Origin of the sequence: Brasilonema sennae CENA114, assembly GCF_006968745.1 — a bacterium.
GTDB lineage: Bacteria > Cyanobacteriota > Cyanobacteriia > Cyanobacteriales > Nostocaceae > Brasilonema > Brasilonema sennae.
The window spans coordinates 5,761,195-5,780,511 of sequence record NZ_CP030118.1; the positions used below are offsets into that span (position 1 = coordinate 5,761,195).

The 19,317-nt window shown below is 41.3% G+C and carries 17 protein-coding genes; 6 read left to right on the forward strand and 11 right to left on the reverse strand.

What is annotated here, in order from left to right:
* Positions 1-79 precede the first annotated feature (79 nt).
* On the forward strand, positions 80-1,192 hold the full coding sequence (locus DP114_RS24110; RefSeq protein ID WP_171977318.1) for a serine hydrolase domain-containing protein: 1,113 nt from the start codon (positions 80-82) through the stop codon (positions 1,190-1,192).
* 68 nt (positions 1,193-1,260) lie between these two features.
* Here DP114_RS24110 and DP114_RS24115 read toward each other — a convergent pair whose 3' ends face one another.
* The 8 genes from DP114_RS24115 to rsmA form a co-directional block, all read right to left on the reverse strand.
* Complete coding sequence (locus DP114_RS24115) at positions 1,261-2,556, reverse strand: hypothetical protein (protein WP_246162725.1); 1,296 nt, start codon at positions 2,554-2,556, stop codon at positions 1,261-1,263.
* 109 nt (positions 2,557-2,665) lie between these two features.
* The gene (locus DP114_RS24120) at positions 2,666-3,985 is read right to left on the reverse strand and encodes an APC family permease (RefSeq protein ID WP_171977319.1); all 1,320 of its coding nucleotides are present in this window, start codon (positions 3,983-3,985) and stop codon (positions 2,666-2,668) included.
* 107 nt (positions 3,986-4,092) lie between these two features.
* Positions 4,093-5,388 (reverse strand): serine hydrolase, encoded by a 1,296-nt coding sequence (locus DP114_RS24125; protein ID WP_171977320.1) that lies wholly within the window; start codon positions 5,386-5,388, stop codon positions 4,093-4,095.
* 11 nt (positions 5,389-5,399) lie between these two features.
* Entirely contained in the window at positions 5,400-5,630 is a 231-nt protein-coding gene (locus tag DP114_RS24130; protein WP_169265541.1) for a hypothetical protein, read from the reverse strand.
* A gap of 262 nt (positions 5,631-5,892) precedes the next feature.
* The gene (locus DP114_RS24135) at positions 5,893-7,407 is read right to left on the reverse strand and encodes a cryptochrome/photolyase family protein (RefSeq protein ID WP_171977321.1); all 1,515 of its coding nucleotides are present in this window, start codon (positions 7,405-7,407) and stop codon (positions 5,893-5,895) included.
* Between the two features lie 249 nt (positions 7,408-7,656).
* Positions 7,657-7,977 carry a DUF3082 domain-containing protein gene (locus DP114_RS24140; protein WP_171977322.1) on the reverse strand — a complete coding sequence of 107 codons (321 nt, stop codon included), beginning with the start codon at positions 7,975-7,977 and terminating at the stop codon, positions 7,657-7,659.
* 41 nt (positions 7,978-8,018) lie between these two features.
* Entirely contained in the window at positions 8,019-8,969 is a 951-nt protein-coding gene (gene ispE / locus DP114_RS24145; protein ID WP_171977323.1) for a 4-(cytidine 5'-diphospho)-2-C-methyl-D-erythritol kinase, read from the reverse strand.
* Positions 8,970-9,155: 186 nt separating this feature from the next.
* Positions 9,156-10,004 (reverse strand): 16S rRNA (adenine(1518)-N(6)/adenine(1519)-N(6))-dimethyltransferase RsmA, encoded by an 849-nt coding sequence (rsmA, locus tag DP114_RS24150; RefSeq protein WP_171977324.1) that lies wholly within the window; start codon positions 10,002-10,004, stop codon positions 9,156-9,158.
* 15 nt (positions 10,005-10,019) lie between these two features.
* Here rsmA and DP114_RS35820 point away from each other — a divergent pair, with 15 nt between their 5' ends.
* Entirely contained in the window at positions 10,020-10,151 is a 132-nt protein-coding gene (locus DP114_RS35820) for a hypothetical protein (protein ID WP_256379280.1), read from the forward strand.
* Here DP114_RS35820 and DP114_RS24155 read toward each other — a convergent pair.
* The gene (locus tag DP114_RS24155; protein WP_171977325.1) at positions 10,148-11,527 is read right to left on the reverse strand and encodes an endo-1,4-beta-xylanase; all 1,380 of its coding nucleotides are present in this window, start codon (positions 11,525-11,527) and stop codon (positions 10,148-10,150) included. The two genes, DP114_RS35820 and DP114_RS24155, sit on opposite strands and share 4 nt — an antisense overlap.
* Before the next feature lie 414 nt (positions 11,528-11,941).
* Between DP114_RS24155 and DP114_RS24160 the strand changes: the two genes are divergently transcribed.
* From DP114_RS24160 to DP114_RS24175, 4 genes are all read left to right on the forward strand, one after another.
* On the forward strand, positions 11,942-12,154 hold the full coding sequence (locus DP114_RS24160) for a chlorophyll a/b-binding protein (protein ID WP_169265535.1): 213 nt from the start codon (positions 11,942-11,944) through the stop codon (positions 12,152-12,154).
* 55 nt (positions 12,155-12,209) lie between these two features.
* On the forward strand, positions 12,210-12,455 hold the full coding sequence (locus DP114_RS24165) for a hypothetical protein (protein ID WP_169265534.1): 246 nt from the start codon (positions 12,210-12,212) through the stop codon (positions 12,453-12,455).
* A 417-nt stretch (positions 12,456-12,872) separates the two neighbouring features.
* Positions 12,873-14,642 (forward strand): S8 family peptidase, encoded by a 1,770-nt coding sequence (locus DP114_RS24170; protein ID WP_171977326.1) that lies wholly within the window; start codon positions 12,873-12,875, stop codon positions 14,640-14,642.
* Between the two features lie 376 nt (positions 14,643-15,018).
* The gene (locus tag DP114_RS24175) at positions 15,019-15,279 is read left to right on the forward strand and encodes a DUF7219 family protein (RefSeq protein WP_171977327.1); all 261 of its coding nucleotides are present in this window, start codon (positions 15,019-15,021) and stop codon (positions 15,277-15,279) included.
* Between the two features lie 84 nt (positions 15,280-15,363).
* Here DP114_RS24175 and DP114_RS24180 read toward each other — a convergent pair whose 3' ends face one another.
* A complete protein-coding gene (locus tag DP114_RS24180; RefSeq protein ID WP_171977328.1) occupies positions 15,364-17,223 on the reverse strand; it encodes an alkaline phosphatase family protein in 1,860 nt (619 codons plus the stop codon).
* Positions 17,224-17,523: 300 nt separating this feature from the next.
* Positions 17,524-19,044: an AAA family ATPase gene (locus DP114_RS24185; RefSeq protein WP_216669933.1), complete on the reverse strand. Its 1,521-nt coding sequence runs from the start codon at positions 19,042-19,044 to the stop codon at positions 17,524-17,526.
* Positions 19,045-19,317 lie beyond the last annotated feature (273 nt).

The window sequence follows — 19,317 nt, forward strand, 5'->3', positions numbered from 1 at the left end:
AGATCTGGGGGAACAGCTAGGCATTTATTGTGGTCGATGTCTTTGAAAATGGCTGTCAATTCAATATTTTTAGTCTAGAATGTCCAAACTTTTATTCCGCAGGCAATTACTTAATCACGGTATTAAAGCTTTAATCGGTCTTTCTACTTTAAGTTTAATTAGTCTACAGCGTAACCGTTCCGTTTCGGCGACAGATAAGGTTATTGCCAATCTAGAAACCCAAGTTCCTGTGTGGATGCAAGCTGCGTTAATTCCTGGTTTAGACTTAGCAATTATTCGGGATGGACAACTGTTTTGGAGTCGCGGCTTTGGGGTAAAGAATAGATCTACGAAAAATCCTGTCACTAACGATACTGTATTTGCCGCTGCTTCCTTGAGTAAGCCTTTATTTGCTTACACAGTTTTTAAAATGGTGGAACAGGGGAAACTAAATTTAGATACTCCATTAACAGAATATACTGCTAAACCCTATATTTCTGACCCGAGAATTAAACTTATCACTACTCGCATGGTACTATCTCACACCACAGGTTTTCCAAATTGGAGTGGTGATGATCCTCTCAAGATTGAGTTTTCTCCAGGTACAAGATTTAATTACTCAGGAGAAGGCTATCTCTACTTACAGAAAGTCGTAGAAGAGATTATCCAACAACCTCTAAGCGAGTATTTACAAAAGCAGATTTTAGAACCCTTGGGAATGAACAGCAGTAGCTTCATCTGGCAACCAGCTTACCAAACAACTGCTAGTGACGGACATGATCGCCAGGGTAAACCCATACCTACAAGTAAACCGAAACGAGTAAGTGTAGCTGGAAGTTTACGAACGACTGCCAGTGACTATGCCCAATTTCTTACCGTTCTGATGAAGCCAGGTGAGGCTGATAGTCCTAGACTAACAGAAACGAGCTTAAATGAGATGATGCGATCGCAAATTCAATTTAATCAGTCTCTATCTTGGGGCTTAGGTTGGGGATTGGAAAAAGTGAAAGATACTTCTTTCTTTTGGCATTGGGGCGATCTCACTACATTTAAATGTTTTACACTGGCTTCCAGAGAATTAGGCACAGGAATCGTGATTTTAACGAACAGTCAAAATGGCTTAAAAATTTGCCAAAACATCGTCTCCCAAGCAATTGGTGGACAACATCCGGCGTTCAATTTTAAGATGTATAATTACTCTCTAACGCATTAAAATTGCACACTTATTCTAGCGCTGATTAGCAGAGCACTACAAATTTGTCTGTATTCATCTGTGCTATTTTACGGTTTCTGAGTTTTTTTTGCCTCTGCTAACATTAAATTTGAATCATTCACTCCAAATTTGTAACCAACACCAAAACTCAGAGGCTTAATACTCTTATTTGTTATATAAACTTTCCTCAAATCAGCTTGATAGCGGTTTGCAAACAAACCAATGGGGTTGGTATAATTCCCATACAAATTTAAGTTCCATTTTGAATTGTCAAAAGCTTTGAAGGGCATACCAGAATCATCTTGCAATACATAGTTACTTTGAGTCAAAATTAACTTTTTAATATCAGAAAAAGTTTCGTAGTACATCAAATACGATGCAGCTTTGAGATAAGTAACTTTATTGTCTAATTGACCAACAAATTTTTTAAACTCAGGTCGTTTTTTCAGTCCATCATCTGATAAATCAGTTGAGAAATAATACAGAGTATCAGCTTGAGATTTTCCTTTTGGGACAAACGTCATCTTGACTCCGGAAACCATACCTTTTTGGAATGGCTGGACTTTACCATCTGTGTCTAATCCAATCTGTTGTACATCAAGGATACGATTTTCAGTACGTGCCAGAAATACATACAAAATCGGTAAAACTCCTTGTTTCTGTAAGTCTACCTTCATTTCATTCGTGAGGAAAAAGCTAAATCGCAAAATTGCATAAAGAGAACCTCTGACTTCCTGCAACTTCAAATCGCGCTTACTCTCTGAAAGACTAGCCAAATCAAAAAGGCTACCCACTGGTTCTAAACCCACTAGTACGTATTTATTGCCTTTTGGAAAAAAAGAATAAGCATATAAAAAATCAGGTCCGCTGAAGGGATAAAAAATAGACTTATAATTAATTTGCTTAAGTTCTTGCTGCGACCATTTTCTAACTTTCGTTAATTGTTGATTTTCTAATTTTGACCAAGTATTATCAAAAAATCGGCGATGATCTTGCCAACTTTCATTCTTTTGGAATTGAGATAAGGGACTTTTACTATCTACATTCATACCAGCAAGGAATTTAGCTGTGTTCGTAAATTTTTCAGATTTTGCTTGGTCGAATGTTGGAGTTGGTTTTGGCGAAGCTTGAGGAGTTAAGTTTACGGAGACTGATTGCTGATTTTCTTGCTTGCTGATTGTATTGTCTTTCTTGATTTGGTTTCCATAAACCCAGTTCATGATAAAGTAACTTGCACTACAAAGAACGCTACAAACGATAAAAAGGAAGATAATGTTTGTTTTTTTCATTTTTTGTTCAGATGTTTTAAAAATATGTAGTTTTTTACTCAATACCGACAAGACTCTTATTCTATTTTTGAGCAACTAGGTAATTTTTTTGTGACTTCACTATTGGGCATTTGTACGACCCACTTTTAGAAATGAAATCGTAGTACTATAATTCTTTGTGATTTATTTCGCAAATCAAGACTCCTTAAGAAAAATTCACTTTATTTTTAGTTGTGAATAGATAAACAACTATACCGATAGCTAAAGTTGCAAATCCTGCTAAAGATTCAACTGGTTTATCAAGCAAAATAAAGACCAACATCCACATACTAATTGCTAAAAAGATAATGGGTGTAATAGGATAGCCCCAAGTACGATAAGGTCGGGGTATGTCAGGATATCTGATTCTAGCAACGAACACCCCTAATACAGTGAGAAACGAAGATAAAGTTAGAGTGAATCCTAGATAAGTAATGATTGCCTCAAAACTAGAAGTAATAAGTAAAACTGTCACCAAAAATAATTGAAGGATAATTGCATAGTAAGGAATATCCTGAGCATTCTTTTTGGCAAGTACTTTAAATAAGGGGATATCTTCGCCAATAACTTGGGTAACTCTAGGTCCAGCTAACACCATTGAACTTATTGAAGAAATGAGTCCTACAGAAATGAGTAACCCCATTATCTTTGCCCCATTTATGCTAAAAAACTGATTGGCAGCTATGTAACCCACCTCAACTTGTCCTGCTAATTTTTCTATCGGTGTAGTATACAAAAACATTAAATTCAGCAGCAAGTATAACACCAGAACAATAAGAGTTCCAAGAATTAAAGCACGGGGTAAATTTTTTTCTGGTTGTTGAACCTCATTGCCTAAATAAATAGCTGCATTCCAGCCTGAATAAGAATAGATGACATACACAAGAGAAATCGCAAACGGAGAACTGAAAATTGTCTCGACATCTGCTGCTGTAGGTACAAAGCTTAATGGTTGTGGTTCTGCCAACAGAAAACCACAAATTATCAGCACAACTATCAACAGGACTTTGAGCACAGTGAAGATGAGTTGAAACTTACTGCCAAATCGCAGATTTTGAGTGTGAATTAAGGAAACTCCAACCACGACTAATAAAGCTATTGGGATTGAGGGAAGGATGGGAAACACGCTTTTTAAATACTGTCCTAAAGCCATTGCAGCAGCTGCAATTGGTGCTGCAAAGCCTACTGTCACCGATACCCATCCCGATAAAAAGCCGATGATAGGATGATAAATACGAGATAAATAATAGTACTCACCACCGTTGCGTGGCATTGCTGCTCCTAGTTCGCTGTAAGACAAAGCACCACATAAGGCGAAAATGCCTCCTAGGAACCACAAAAATAGAAGCGCAAAAATAGATTTGATATTTACAACTTGGAAACCTAAGCTAGTAAATACGCCTGTACCAATCATATTGGCTACTACAATACAGGTAGCTGTAGACAGGTTGATACTCTGAGAGTTTTGTTGCTGATTTAAGGACATTCTTTTGTTTCTTATCTTGATTCAAGACTTAGGATACAACTATTTAGGATTTTTGCAGTGAGAAAATTTGATTCTGTGTATAAATATCTGGAATGTTTTATTTTGATTTATAATTTTTCATTTGGAACTCCGCTTTTGGGCATTGACCTCGAATTGCGAGAAGTCATACGGTTATAAACAAGACGAGAGATCTGTGGAAAAATTTGTGTATCATTAGCGTATGCCGAATCCTCAGCAAAAATTGTCAAAATATAAGTAGCTCCACTATTTCCTGTGGTAATCATTGCAGTCTCTGCGCGGGAAAGAGAAACCCAGCCAGCCTTAGAATAAAATTGGGCATTAGTTTTAGATAAAGACTCACCAAAAAAGGTTTCAACAGGGTTAAATCCATCAGATTCTAGCTGTTTTTTTTGCAAAACTTTGGGATTGAAATCTCTTTTTAGCCAAGCGCACATTTTTTTGCTAGCTTGTGGAGAAACAGCTTGACCTGCGTAACAAATTTCGTACAATAGTCTGGCTCCCTGTTCGGTTGTGATCTTATTCCAATTCCAAATTGGATTGCCTAATATTTGCAATTCGCTGCCTTCGGGTTCTGAAAGATTGAGGTAGTCTATCGGAAATGTTTTTTGGCTAATATTAATATGGTTGTAACCTGCTTTCTCGAAAAATCGGTTAACTTGTTGACGTTTGTTTTTCCAAATTTTCAATTTTTCACTCTCTAGTTCTGGTTCAGAGTGCGTATCTGTCACTTCGTCAAGAATGAAGCTAGCAGCCTCATTATCAGACTCCTTAATCATCTTCGCTAGATAAGGAGTAAAATCTTGTTCATTTTTCCAAAGATTGCTTTCTATTTGAGCATATAAAATTACCATCCAAAATAACTTGACTACGCTGGCTGGATATCTCGGTGTATCTTGCTGATATGCCCCAGTCTCACCAGTTTTTGCATCTATCAAGGTAATAGATAAAGCCTTTTTGGGCAGATCTTTAGCAGTCGTAAGATTTACAACATCGTTGACAATTGCTTGCAACTCCTGACTCTGCTTAAATTTTGGAGGTGTTTTGAGATTGTAAACAACTTCTGAATGTTGTGTCGCTTGACGAAAGGGAATGGGCAGTGACTTGGCAATAGCCCAGTCAGGAAGTTTTGGAGGAGTCGTAGGTGAATGGAACGCTTCCTTGGGAGATGATGTAGCAGAAACCTGGACAGGAAGTTTTGCAGGAGTGGTAAGTGAATGGAACGCTTGCCTAGAAGATGATGTGGCAGAATGTTCTGTTTGATGTTTGGTTATTAAAGTGGCTACTACAATACACGCAATTGTCAATGTAATAATCTTTACTTTACCAATTAAGCGTAGTTTTGAGAGTTGGTTAAGAAAAATGTTTTTGCACGATTTCCCCATATTTTTCTAACTTATGAGAGAGGAAAAATATAAAAAGTATAGAAAGCCACTGTATATAGCAATATTAAATCATAAGCCACTTCATAAAACCACAAAAATCTGGATAATCTAGACGTAATAGCCTCAGCTGCGATCGCTGGCAACTGTGGTGCTTGTTGCGACATCCTATCCCATAAGCAGCAGAAGTCATCCACGTCACAGAAAATCTGTGTCACATCTAACCGAGATACTACAGTTTCCATTGCTCAGACGTTATGCGTATTTTTGTCTAAATACAGTCTCAGCTTTTTTTGTACCTTTTTCAACCCGTCGAACTCACGTAAAATTAATCTACCACAGACACGTTAACAAAAAAATTCCCCCACAACCCTACCGACTTATACAGTCTTGAGAGATGTGGCGGAACAGCTAGGGATTTATTGAGGAACTATCACAATTAGAAAAAGGTTTTTTAACCTCAGATTTAGTTTGCCCATCAGGAAATTTCTCGTTAATCAGCAGCTGTTAAATTTTTTCTCCAGATAATTGTTGCACATGCCAATCTCGCGCTTGCTGACGGATAGTTTTTAACTCTTGTTCAGACATTCGCTTAAGATGTTCCAAAATATAGCTCATCCGTCCTTGACACTGAAGTTGATAGCTGTGACGCAAAAGAAAATCCCAGTAGAAAAAATTGAAAGGACAAGCGTTTTTGCCGACACGTTCTTTAGGATTATAAGCACATCCCTTACAATAATCACTCATCTTGTTTATATAGTTCCCAGATGCAGCGTAAGGCTTTGATGCCAAGATTCCACCATCAGCAAATAGCCCCATACCAATCACATTTGTCTGCATCACCCAGTCATAAGCATCAATAAACATGGCATGAAACCAATTTTCTACCGCTTGGGGCGAAAGACCTGCAATCAGAGCAAAATTACTCAAAACCATCAGCCGCTGGATATGATGAGCATAACCAGTACGTAGCAACTGAGTGAGTATCTGGTGCAGACAATTCATCTTCGTGTCACCCGTCCAGAAAAACTCAGGTAAAGGTTGGGTGTGTTCAAAGTAATTTTTTTCTGGATAGTCTGCACTCACAAAATGGTAAATGCCATGCATATATTCCCGCCAACCCATAACTTGACGGATGAAACCTTCTATGCTGTTGAGAGATAGTTGGTTTTGATGGTAAGCTTTCTCTGCTGCTTGAATAACTTCTAGAGGTTGGAGTAACCCAATATTCAGGTACGGAGATAACATAGAATGCCACATTGTCTCTTCCCCTGTCACCATTGCATCCTGGTAAGGACCAAACTCTGGTAGACGATTTTTGATAAACCAGTCTAATATTTCGAGTGCTTGAGAACGAGTGACTCCCCAGCGAAACGGTTCTACTTCTCCGTAAAGTGGAAAACAAAGAGATTTAACGTGTGCAATCACATCCTGAGTAATCTCATCTGGTTCAAACCACTTGGTTGCTGGCGTATTCAACTTACCTTTTGGCGGTTTACGGTTCTGTTTATCAAAATTCCACTCTCCCCCAACTGGCTTATCTCCCTCCATCAAAATTTTAAAACGTCGCCGTCCGTCTCGATAAAAGCCTTCCATTCTTAAACTTTTACGACGTTTCGCCCAGGTTGTAAACTTTTCGACACTCCATAAAAAATGATTGTTAGGAATAAGAGTAATTGTGCAATCTAAAGAAGCCAATTTTTGAATCATTTGGGTGAATGGTTTATCATTTGGCGTCATCACCCGCAACTCAGTTATTTGGTTTTCCTTAATCCATTCTTGGAGTGGTGTTTCAAAATCTTCTGCTAATTTGTATGTGACTGAATAACCAAATTCTCGTAATTCTTCAGCAAAATGTCGCATTGCAGACCAAATCAACACCAGCTTTTGTCGATGGTAAGGGCGTTCTTGGACATGACGCAGCGACTCAATCATAATCACAGGCACTTTATCTTGACAACTTTGCAGTGCTGCTTGTTCTAGCCAAAGTTGGTCGCCTAATATCCAAACACCGATGGTCATTTTTTCCTCTCTCTGTGTCCTCTGCGTCTCTGCGGTTAAAAAAACAGGTATTTTTAAGCACCGCAAGGGAGTAAGATTTTGCTTTCAATAATTTGCTAATCTTGCCTGTATCCACTCAATATGTTGATTTATTCTTAGTTTTGCCCAAGTTTTAAAACAGTGAACAGTGAACAACTGATAACTGATAACTGATTTGTTTGAGTTGCAGTGTTACCATACTCGCTTTGCTCAAATTCACGCATTCACACATCAACTCTTTTGCTTCGTCATCTGCTGCACCAACAACTGCACCCCCAAAGCCAGTAACCCGATCGCCACTATCGCAAATACTGCAGTTCCTAATGCCATAACACCCACAACTAAGGTACGCACTGCAGAAGAAAGCTTCAGTACTATAACGTTATCTGAATGAATGGGTTTGGTTGCAAAACTTGTCGCTGTGGCAATCATTAGAGAGTATAATCCATACCCAAGTGCTCCCGAAATCATTGCCCCAATCACACAACGTAAGGGACTTGATTGAACCTGCGTTTGAGCTTCTGTTTGTTGTGTTAGATTTTCGTCACTCATAAAATCTTCGCGTCCTTTGCCTGTTTCCGGCTATCTTATCCTTACACTGACGATGCTATCTGAATTCCATGTGAAGTCATGCGAGTCACAAACAATTCTAAATCTTCATCAGGAATAGTCTCCCTCACACGAAGCTTCACTTGTTCAGCCTGCTGTTGCGACTCGCAAATAGCAAATACACTAGGACCAGAACCAGACATCATTGTCCCCAAAACACCAGCGCTAGCAAATGTCTCCCGCAATTGTAAGACTTGCGGATACTCTGGTAACACCACGCGCTCTAAATCATTATGCAGCTTTTGAGCAATTTCCGTTGCGTCCTTATTCAGGATCGCTTTGACTATTGGTCCAGAGTGTATGGCTGCTGCACGTTCGCTCAAACTGTGGATATCATTAAGATAGGAATCACCAAATTGTTCTCGATAGCTTTTGTATGCCCAAGGGGTAGAGACTGCAAGACTACGGTATTTAGCTAATACTATATATATGTTGTTTAAACTGGGAAGCGCAGATAGTTGCTCACCTCTTCCTGTGGCGATCGCTGTTCCACCGCCCACACAAAACGGCACATCTGAACCGAGTTGTGCTCCCAATTCCTCTAACTCTGACTGAGTTAGCCCTAAATTCCAGAGTAAATCTATTCCTACCAGCACCGCTGCTGCATTCGTCGAACCTCCAGCTAACCCAGCGGCTACAGGTATGCGCTTATTGATGGTGATATCAACACCGCCATATTTGGCAAAAGCGGCTGGAAACTCTGTCGCCATAAGATTCGCAGCTTTGTATGCAATATTACTTTTATCTGCGGGTACTTCCGGATGGTCGCAACGAACGCGGATAGCTTGTCTATCGCTCGCTTGTACAGAAATTTCGTCAGATAAATCTATACTTTGAAGTATCATGACTAACTCATGATATCCATCAGCACGCGCACCAAGAATTTCCAGATGTAAGTTAATTTTGGCAGGGGCGATAAGGGTGTAAGAACGCATATTTAACAAATCAGTGAACAGTGAGTCCAGTGCTGCAGGAGGGTTTCCCTCCGTAGGCATCTGGCGAACCCGAAGGGTAAACAGTGAACAGTGGACAGTGAACAGTGAACAGTAAACAGTGAACAACTGATAACTGATAACTGATAACTGTTTTAACCGCTGAATGCTGAGAAAGTAGAAAAAAACTCAGGACTCATCACTCAGTACTAACAACTCATTTGCTAGAGTTACCCATTGACTAACGCTGAGGTCTTCAGCGCGAGCTTGAGGGTTTATTTCTAATTTTTCCAGTAATTGTGACAGGCGATCGCGCTCGACGACCGCTTGCAAATTATTTCGTAACATTTTACGTTTTGATCCAAAGCCGAACTTCACCAAAGTTTCTAATTGTCGCGTATCTGTGGCTGGTGGTTCCACAAGACGTGGAACTAAGCGCACGATTGCTGAGTCTACTTTGGGTGGTGGCTGGAATGCTCCAGCCGGGACAGTAGAAATTAACTCGCACTTTGCTAAATACTGCACTCGTACTGATAGCGCCCCAAATGCTCTTGAGCTTGGTTTTGCGACCAGCCTTTCGGCAACTTCTTTTTGTACCAACAGTACTATCAAGTCATAAGGTTGGGGGTTTGGGTTACTAATTGTCCCCAAAAGTTTTTCTAGAATTGGTCCTGTAATATTGTAAGGAATATTAGCTACAACTTTATTCTGCTTGCCAAACGCCGCAAAAGGTGATAATAAGGAAGGTAAATCTAGTTCTAGAAAATCTCCTTGCACAAGTAAGAAATTTTCTTGGCGTCCGACTTGTTTTGTTAGGCGATCGCACAAATCCCGGTCTATTTCCACTGCAAGCAAAGATTGTACCAAAGGTAATAGACGGCGAGTCAGAATCCCTGTACCAGGACCAATTTCCAGAACGCAGTCAGTAGATTGTAACTCAGAAGCTTGAATAATTTCGTTAAGAGCTTTTTCACTTTTGAGCCAATGCTGTGCAAAGACTTTGCGTGGTCTTACTTTTTGAAACTCTTTTTCTATCATGCTTCTAGCCTTTGTGTGAACTACCGACAATTATCCGTCAAGGAAGTGTGGGCTTTTAGCATCCTCGTGTTAAGAATTGCGGTACGGGCGATCGCCCGCACCAACGGTTATCGCGTACTCCGTATGCCAACTGCTATCCGAAGCTAGGTTCCTATTGTCAACTTCGTACCGTTGCGTGAAAGTGTTGTGGATACTGTTTTACTTACAAGGTTATTCTTTGCGGTAACTTCATAGTCTCCAAGGAAGCCCCGGACTTTGTATTCTCCATTGGCGTCAGTTTTGCCAACCACGTCAGTCCACCACTCTTTAAAAATCAAGTCCATGTAAACCTTGCCACTCAACTTGAGGTTCCAGTCCCTGTCATAGATTGGTCCATTTTCAAACCATTGTGCACGATCCCAAAAACCCCACATTATGAAGCCATTTGTCGCCGGATGGCCAAAAACAGCCGTCAGACAATCGCGTGTTATGTTAGCCTGTGACTGCTTATCAGAGGTAAAAATATCGAATTCAGTAATTTTAATTGGAAGGTTGAATTTAGCTAAGCGGTCAAGGATGCCTACTAACTGTGGTATCGAAATAATACCATCCATTAAGTGAGATTCTATACCAATACCTCCTAAAGGTGCGCCGTTACTAAGTAAGTACTGAATCTCACTTTCATATTGGTCACCGTGAGTACTATTGTTATAGAAATTCTCGTTAATGTAGAGAACGGCATTTGGATCTGCCTCATGAGCGGCTTTAAACCAATCTACAAGAACCGACTGACCGAGAATTTTCTGAAAAGCGTTATTGTCAGATGGCTCATTGATAACATCCCAGTCGTTTATCTGGCCCTTTAAATACGCTACCTCGTCACGGATGTGGGTAATGATAGTATCGCGCAAAACCTTATCGGCGGCTGCCTGTCCTTGCTGTTTCAGCGTATTGTTGTACAAGGTTTCCAAGCTGGGTGGCGAATTGTGGAAACTCGGCCAGACAAGATTGTGACCACGTACTGTCAGGTTTTTGTCCCTAAGCCACTTGAGAGTTTCGATGGTTCGTGGACGTAACTCCAAGTTGTCCCACTTTGACCACTTAAGACCATTTTCGATGACCGCTTGATTGAATAGGTGTGGGATACTGTCTCGATACTTGTTAGCATCAGGGTTCGTTGAGCCTGAGTATACAATGTTTTCATCAACTGCACTACCAAAGTTGTAGGCGTGGCGCTTCATCGCAACGTGTACGTCTGCATTAGGGACAGGTGTACCGTTGGCATTGGTCACTAGGACCGTCAAATCACCTTTGCGGTATGTGTTGATATTGTTCGCAGCAGCTTGACGCCACGCATCATTAGAGGAAACCTGCGCGATTAGGTTATTGCCTTTTGTCTGCTGAACTGGGGGAACCGCTTCTTGCGCTAGTGTCAGCGTAATATGAATACCGAATACGATGAGAAAACTGACGAAACCCGATAGCAGTATGCGACTTGTTTGTCGCCTTCGTTTCCATTTCTGCTGCTTGTTGTGATCACGCATATTCACCCTTTGTTGCTTTTTTTGATACAAGTGGTTTGATTTGAAAGCGAACTATAAGCTCAATCAGCATTGGAATATTACATTAATGTTCGATAAGAAATTATTTATTGTGTGTGAAGATTCAGGTCAAAGAAAAGGGGTGTAGGGGTGTAGGGGAGACAAAAGCTACTGGGGAAGGGAGAGGGGACACAGACCACAGAAACAGAGGTGCTTCACGTAGTAAAGCACCTTTTTATTCCCTGCTCCCTGCTCCCTACTCCCAGCCCCCAGCTCCCTACTCCCAGCCCCCTAAATACGGTTTTCCGTACCTCTTAAGTACGGTTTTGACTCATGATTTTTTCTGTAAACGACTTGCAATGTTTCTTTACAATCTGTTACATTGATTAACAAGAAAAACAAATTGAGGAAAAAACGATGACAGGACGCACTTACGTTGTAGAAGAAGGCAACAGATTAAACAGCTACGCCATTGAACCCAAAATGTACGTGAATGAAGAACAGACGTTTGGCTTCACTGAGTATGCAGAGCTACTTAATGGACGTTTAGCAATGATTGGCTTTGTCTCGCTCATAGTGCTCGAAGTTTTGACAGGACATGGTTTGATTGATTGGATCGCAAGTCTGTAATAACAAATCTGAATTTTTAGAAAACGACCAATTTGTATAAATCAAGAGTTGACAAATGATTACAAAAACTGACTTTAACTTTCCTAAAAACGAGCTTGTTGGATCTGTTGTATTTAGACCTGATTTCAACAAATCTGAAGTAATCACTGTTAATCAAGCTTGGTCATTATTTTTCACTGCAGGTCAAGAAGATAAAGCACTGGGAACAAACCCTGAATTAGGCCGTTTTTTCACTTACCTATTCATTGGTGTTGGAGTAGCGGGAACTCTATGGGCTACCATTTTCAACAGCCTTGCATGAATAGCTATCTCAAGCTTGTAGTTAACGTAAAATCTTCAAAGAAGTCCTGGTTACCTTAACCGGGGCTTCTTTTTTTGGAGTAGAATCTACGCAAATACAAACGCTCTACTCATTTTTTTCAATTAAAAATTATTGGTAACCATTCCACGTGTGTAGAGACGTTGCCCTCCTGCAGTACTGGTTCACGCCACATGCCTCAACGCGCTTAACCCGCGCACGGCAGTGGCTCCCCAACGCACTGCCTCACATGCAATGTCTCTACATTGCAATCGTGATAACGGTATTGCGTTTTATTTCACGCTGTTCTGGAGAAACCTTTTCAGGGAAAACTGACACCGTAATCATCAATCGTTGCAGTGTAGTTAACCACTGAATTAGATTTAAGGCTAAAAACTGATTTCACCAGAGGAAAATTGTATGAGCGATAAGCAAAGCTTGCATCCATTGGCAGATCGCGAGCAACTCAGCAACTCAAATAACTTGGGTGCTAAGTTTGAAGGTTTTTTTCTCCAGATGGTTCTGCCGGGATTGGAAGACAGAGTTCGAGAAATTGTTACCAAAACACTGGGTTCAAATTGGAAGCTTAAATCGATTGGAGATAATCGTACCGAGTTTGAAGTCAGCAAAAAAGCAAATACACTATCAGTCAAAGAAGCTTGGGAGAAAACATATCATCTGCGTTCTCAACCGGGCGTTGTGGATGCACAGCCATTATTTGCTGTTCCTCTACCGTCTTCTGACTGGAATCAACAGTCAAAACAGACAGTTGCAACTTTTCAAACAGCTGTAGACGAAAGCAGTGATGTAGAGTGGAGTCTCAAGCAGCTTCGAGTTTTAGAGACATGGTCACGCTTTTTTCCTGATCCGAATCTACCACCAGGACATGGGGTTGTCATTGGGCTTCCTGATACAGGTTACACGAAACATCCAGAAATTGTGGCAAATCTACTCCTGAAAGAAAGTTACGATTTTCTCAAAAACGACAAAGACCCAACAGACGAACTCGAAACACATCTAGGCGAAATTATAAACAATCCAGGTCACGGCACATCAACAACCAGTGTCATGATCAGCCAAAGAGGCGCACAAAGCAATTACCCAACCGGAAAATCTGTAACGGGAGTCGCACCTGGTGCCAAAGTTGTACCCCTTCGAGTCTCATACTCAGTCGTTTTATTGAGTGTAACTAATCTTGCTGACGCGATTGAGTACGCGGCTACTCATGGTGTCCATGTTCTTTCAATTAGCTTAGGAACTGGATTGTTCAACCAGCGTCTGCGGACTGCGATCACATATGCTCAAAAACGCGGCGTCATTATTGTAGCAGCCGCTGGTACTATGATTCCCTACGTAGTTTGGCCTGCTGCTTATGACGAAGTTATTGCTGTTGCTGGTAGTAATCCTAAACGTGAGATTTGGTGGGGTTCATCACGGGGAAGTCAAGTAGATGTGACTGCCCCTGGGGACTCAATTTGGTATGCAAAAACCGATAAGGAGAATGGTGAGTTCAAATATAATGTTCTGCAAGGCTCTGGTACTTCATTTTCTGCACCACTAGTGGCGGGTGTGGCTGCTTTGTGGTTATCCTATCATGGACGCGACCAACTCATCCAACGTTATGGAGCGGAAAAGATTCCCTTCATTTTTAATCAGATTCTGCGTGACAGTTGTGAGAAATTTCCAACATGGAAGCCCAATCTCTTTGGTGAAGGTATTGTCAATGCAGAGAAAGTACTTGCTGCACCACTACCTGATAATGTCACTAATTCAGTCATTGCACCAGCGTTTGCCCTAACAGCACATCCATCTATAGATAACGGCAGACTCGATACGTTTGTCCATCTCTTCGGGCAGCAACTATCAGACAGTCAAGTTGATGGTAATTTTGCTGAAATAAGTCGAGATAACGCTAAGCTACGATCTTCTCTTGCAAAACTGTTACAAACAACAGAAACAGAATTACCAAAGCGATTGAAAGAGGTAGGACAAGAGCTAGCTTTTTACTTTGCTGTTAACCCAGAGCTTTACAAGCAATTTGCAGCTGCTCTATCTAGTAAACAACCTTCTGGGACTCAACTGGAACCAAAAACTTTGACTGAGTCACCAAAACCAAGGAATTTGGATCAGATACGTGAGAAGTTGTTATCACAGGGTGTATCTAAAGTCCTGCAAACAAAACTGAGTTAAAGCAACCTTTTTGTTAAGTTTTGTAAAGAAGTAGCAAATCTTGCGTAATATTCTTTGTTTGAACAGACAGCTATAACATATGCTGCAACAACGATTGTGAAGACCCCCTGCCTGACAAATTGACAGTGCAGGGTTTTTTTTGCGCTGCGAGAGGTTATCCATCATATAAAGTCCTGTAAATCATCATACCTAAGTCATGTTTTTTAGAACACACAGATCAGACTACAGAGTAGGAACGAGAGAATTGAGTTCTGAGTTCTGCATTCTTCTTTAATCATTTTTCTTTATGAAAACAACAATTAAAAATATTTGCTTTTATCGTTGTTGTGTAGAAACATAAAGATATAAGAAAAATTTTTTAGCCAAGAGGTGGATTATGAAACCGCAAATAGACAAACATGACTTTCTTTATCAAACAAGAAGTTACCACGGTAACTTCACGCCAGAGGCTTTAGTGTTCAACGCTAATTTACAAGAATTTGCAACACGAGTTGGCTACATTAGCAATTTACAAACTCTTGGAAAGCTCTCTCCACAAGATGCCAACCAGCAAATAACTGAACTCTGGGAACGTTTACAACAAAGCTATTCAGAACTGGGGATTGATTCAAACACAGAAACTAAGGGTTGTGTGTAATTGAATTTAATTCTCAACACAAATTCCCGAAATATGAGTCAAAAATCGCTGATAGACAGTACATGCTGTGTCAAAGTCGTTTAACTATAGTCCAAGGGTACGACCTGGAAATCCAGCAACATCAAAGTAGCGAGTTTTTCCTACTGTTTGATACTTGAGGATGGTTTTTAAACCGTTAGCAGCAGATAGAGATTTCAGCGTAAAAGATTTATACTGAATGTTATCAGATCCACCAACTAGCGCTTCATTTAACACTCGACCAACTAGTTTACCTTGAGTGGACAACTTCAATTTCAGTACTTTCGCTATGGTGACTGCCACATCTGCATTACTTGCAGGAGCTAAGTCTTCATAGTCTTGTTTAAAGTCAGGTCCAATTGCTGCCATTGTGTTGAAAGTATCAGCACGACTAAAACTACCGTGCATTCCCTGTCCTTGCTGCAAACCTGTATCGGCTAATTCCGCACCACACGCTGTAGGATTGCCGCAACCTGTATCGAAGGAACGAAAGTTGACTAAGATGGATGGCTTGGGAGTGCGTGCTGCACCTCGAAGAGCGATCGCCTCCATTGATAAAGTCCCAGGAATTTCTCCCAAAGAATCATCCACAAATATCCCACTAACATAGTCCTGCTTCAGCAGCAAATCTACAATCTTTTTGGCAGTTGCTTTTTTGTTTGCTGCATTTGGCAGGTAAAGTAAATCAGAACCGCCATTACCAGCAACGATAACATCTGGTTTTTTGGGATCTTTCCCAATCACACTATTTTTAGAAAACTGTCCAATACTAGGATCTACAGTTGCATTCTTATTATCTGGGTCAAACAGAGGTAATTTCAACTCCTGAGCAATATCAATCGCCACAAAACCAGGTGGGATAAAACCTTTTGGAACCTCCGGATAAGAAAGCGTCGCCGAATAACTGGTTTTACTCTCCTTACTAATAGTCGAAAATCCGTGGTCAGCAGTCAAGAATATATTTGTGCTTTCTTCTAAACCCAAATCCTTTAATGCAGTGCGAATTTGAGCCAGGTTTTTGTCAACATTCTGACGCGCTGCTTGCACTGTCGGACCATTAATACCAGGAACAAGCTGGTTGAGGCTATCGCCGTGATTATGCTGTGTACCGTCTGGATCACGAGACCAATAAACTAATACAAAGGGTTTTTGCCGTTGCTTGAACATTGGCAGAATCACCTTAGTCGTCACATCAGCAAAATATTGCTGCTGAGTTGTATTGGCAACTTTAGTACCAGGAGTCTTGCTGTCGCCCGGTTTGCCATTGTCACCGCGTGAAGGTGCTGCTGTTGGTAACGAGTTTTTGGCAAGCTGTTCACTCACTTCAGAACTCAAGGAAATTCCTGTGGGTGTCCCAGTGGCGTCATCAAAAATGATCGTTGGTTCACCTTTTTGCAAAGTCACATCTTGAATCAAAACTGGTCCAATTTTTCCGACTGCTGCAGTGCTGAAACCTGATTTTCTTGCAGCTTCTAGCAGAGTTTGTTCGTTGAGGTAGTTAGCACCAAATTGTTTGTTCACTTCTTGGAGAACAGCATTGTTTTCTAAAAAGGGGACAAGGCTGTTTTTGGCACTTTTGACCGGGGCATTGACTTGGATAGTATTGCTAAAGTCACCAGTATCGCCTAAATAGTGACCGGTGGCGATCGCCGAAGCATTAGCAGTCGTAAAAGTCGGAAACAAAGAGTGACTATTGGTAAACTTCACACCGCGTTCCCGTATCTCATTCATACTTGGGGTATCGGTAGCATTAATCCAAGTTGGACGCAGCCCATCAGCAACGAATATGATCATATTATGTTGTGTTGCTTGCTGTTGTGTTGTTTGCCCAGAACGTTTTCCAGGCGATGCTGTACACGCTACGATAACTGCAATCACAAAAAGCGTTAGGAATACCCACCGGCGACTGTGTGTAAAAAACCGCATAAACTTCCGGATGTAAGGACACCAAGATTGTATGACTTGAAGGTTAAATTTCAATCTTTAGGTGTACGTCAAACGGGTGATACCAAGTTGCGTTTAGGGAGAAAAAACCGCAGAGGCGCAGAGAACACAGAGGAAGAGATAGGGCGAGGGAAAATTCTCTGTATGAATGCAACTCATAGCAGTCTTATCTGATTTATGAAAATTATTAACCGCCAAGACGAGCCAGCGCTGCAGGAGGGTTTCCCTCCGTAGGCGACTGGCGTCGCCAAGAACGCCAAGAAAAGAGAGTCATCTCTACATTTAAGCAAACCACCGTCGAATCAACTCCACTTGGAAGCGAAAGCCGTCCTCAACTTCCTCAATCAACTCGCGTTGCAACAAGAGTTTAAAAGCGTTTTCCGATATATCAGGAAGTTGTTTTAATATAGTATTTTTACTAACTATTGCTCCTTCTCCTTGTGCTGCCAAGTATTTCAAGATAGCTAACCCAGCAGCGTCTACTTGGTTATTTTGAATATCTGCAAAAAATAAACTGCCACTATTCAAAGCTTCTGGAACCGCAGCTTCCACGTCTGCTAAAGTTGCTAATCGTCGCACTGAGGGGTCTTGCTCGTTTTTGAGGGCGACAATTTCACCACACAGCAATTGTACTAAGAAAGGGTGACAGCGGGTAAGTTGTAGCACTCGCTCCACGGCATCAGGTTCATAGCGTAAGGTAAAATCTTTGACAGGATGCTCAATGAGTTGACGGGCTTCGTCTTCTTTCAGGTAGCTGATATGCACCACTTGGACGTTGATGAGGTAGCTAGCCCAGCGCTGATACTCTTCTATGGTATGCGAGCCAGCCAGCAGTACTTTGAACCAGGGACGATGTTGAATCAGGTGACGCAGCATTCCGAAAACGTCTTGCTCATCAAAGCGTCCTTTGGATATAGCCCTGTCTAGCACCTCGAACTCGTCTAGGGCAAGCAAGGCGGTATACGGCTCTAGTGCCTGTTCTACCTGATCAAGCCATTCATCAAAGCAGGTGAATGGATCTGTTGCTACCGCTTCGCGTGTCAAGGGTGGCAAGGTCAAGTCTCTTTGGGTATTCGCTGATTTTACCATCCCTCTAGCGAGGTTGTAGAGAAAACCCGCATAGTCACTAGCTGATGAAGGTGCTGCTTGCAAGTCCACAAACATGGGAATGATGGTATTAGGTAGCAAGCGTCCCAGGTTGTTGAGCAGGGAAGTTTTGCCCATGCGCCGCTGACCGTACAGTAGTAAGGGTGGGCGACGGCGATCTAGTAGTAATTGCTCAATACGTAATGCAATGCTAATACGTCCAATAAAGATTTCTAATTGGTTATTTAGGGGTATACCAATAATGTATGGATTGTCAATTTCTTGCCCGAGTTCGACTGCTTCAGCAAGTTCTTGTAAATGATTATCCACTATCTCACGCCAATATTTGGCGATGGGGTAGAAGCGGGGGGTGTATTTGTCGCTACTGCGGAGCAATATTTGTAACTGTTGTAACTGTGCATCTAAGCGCTGGCCAACAGATCTGAGCGCAAGATGTTGATTATAAGTACTCTGCTGATTGAGAGCAGCGTCTACATCTTGGCTAATACTACTGAAGAGGCTTAGCAAAGGGGTCGCTAAAGTCTGTTGTTCAACAGCTACTTGTGTGAGGTGAACGTTACGGATAGCTTCCACATCAACACAGCGTTCTAACCTGCGTGCATCCAGTTCAATCCGTGCAGATTGAATCATGCACCGCTTACTACGGGTAATCAGGTATTTGATGGCAGCTTGTACCTCAACTGGGTTACGTTCCATTACTATGATGAGGTGCTTGTCTAAGCACATTAGAGGTATGCGCTGCCATTCATCCCAAAAAGCAGAATGTCAACGCAATAGACTAGATTTAGTGCCTGTAGGTTTTTTATCAAAAAAAATAGAACACTATATTTTATACTACAAGCTATCCATTACCCGGATTTTTCTTAACATTTGGGAGAGCGATTGCCCCTTGGGCAATCGCTCTCCCAATACCAAAGCCTCAAAGCTACGTTTTCATTCTCAATAAAATCAACTTTCTATCAAGAAGGC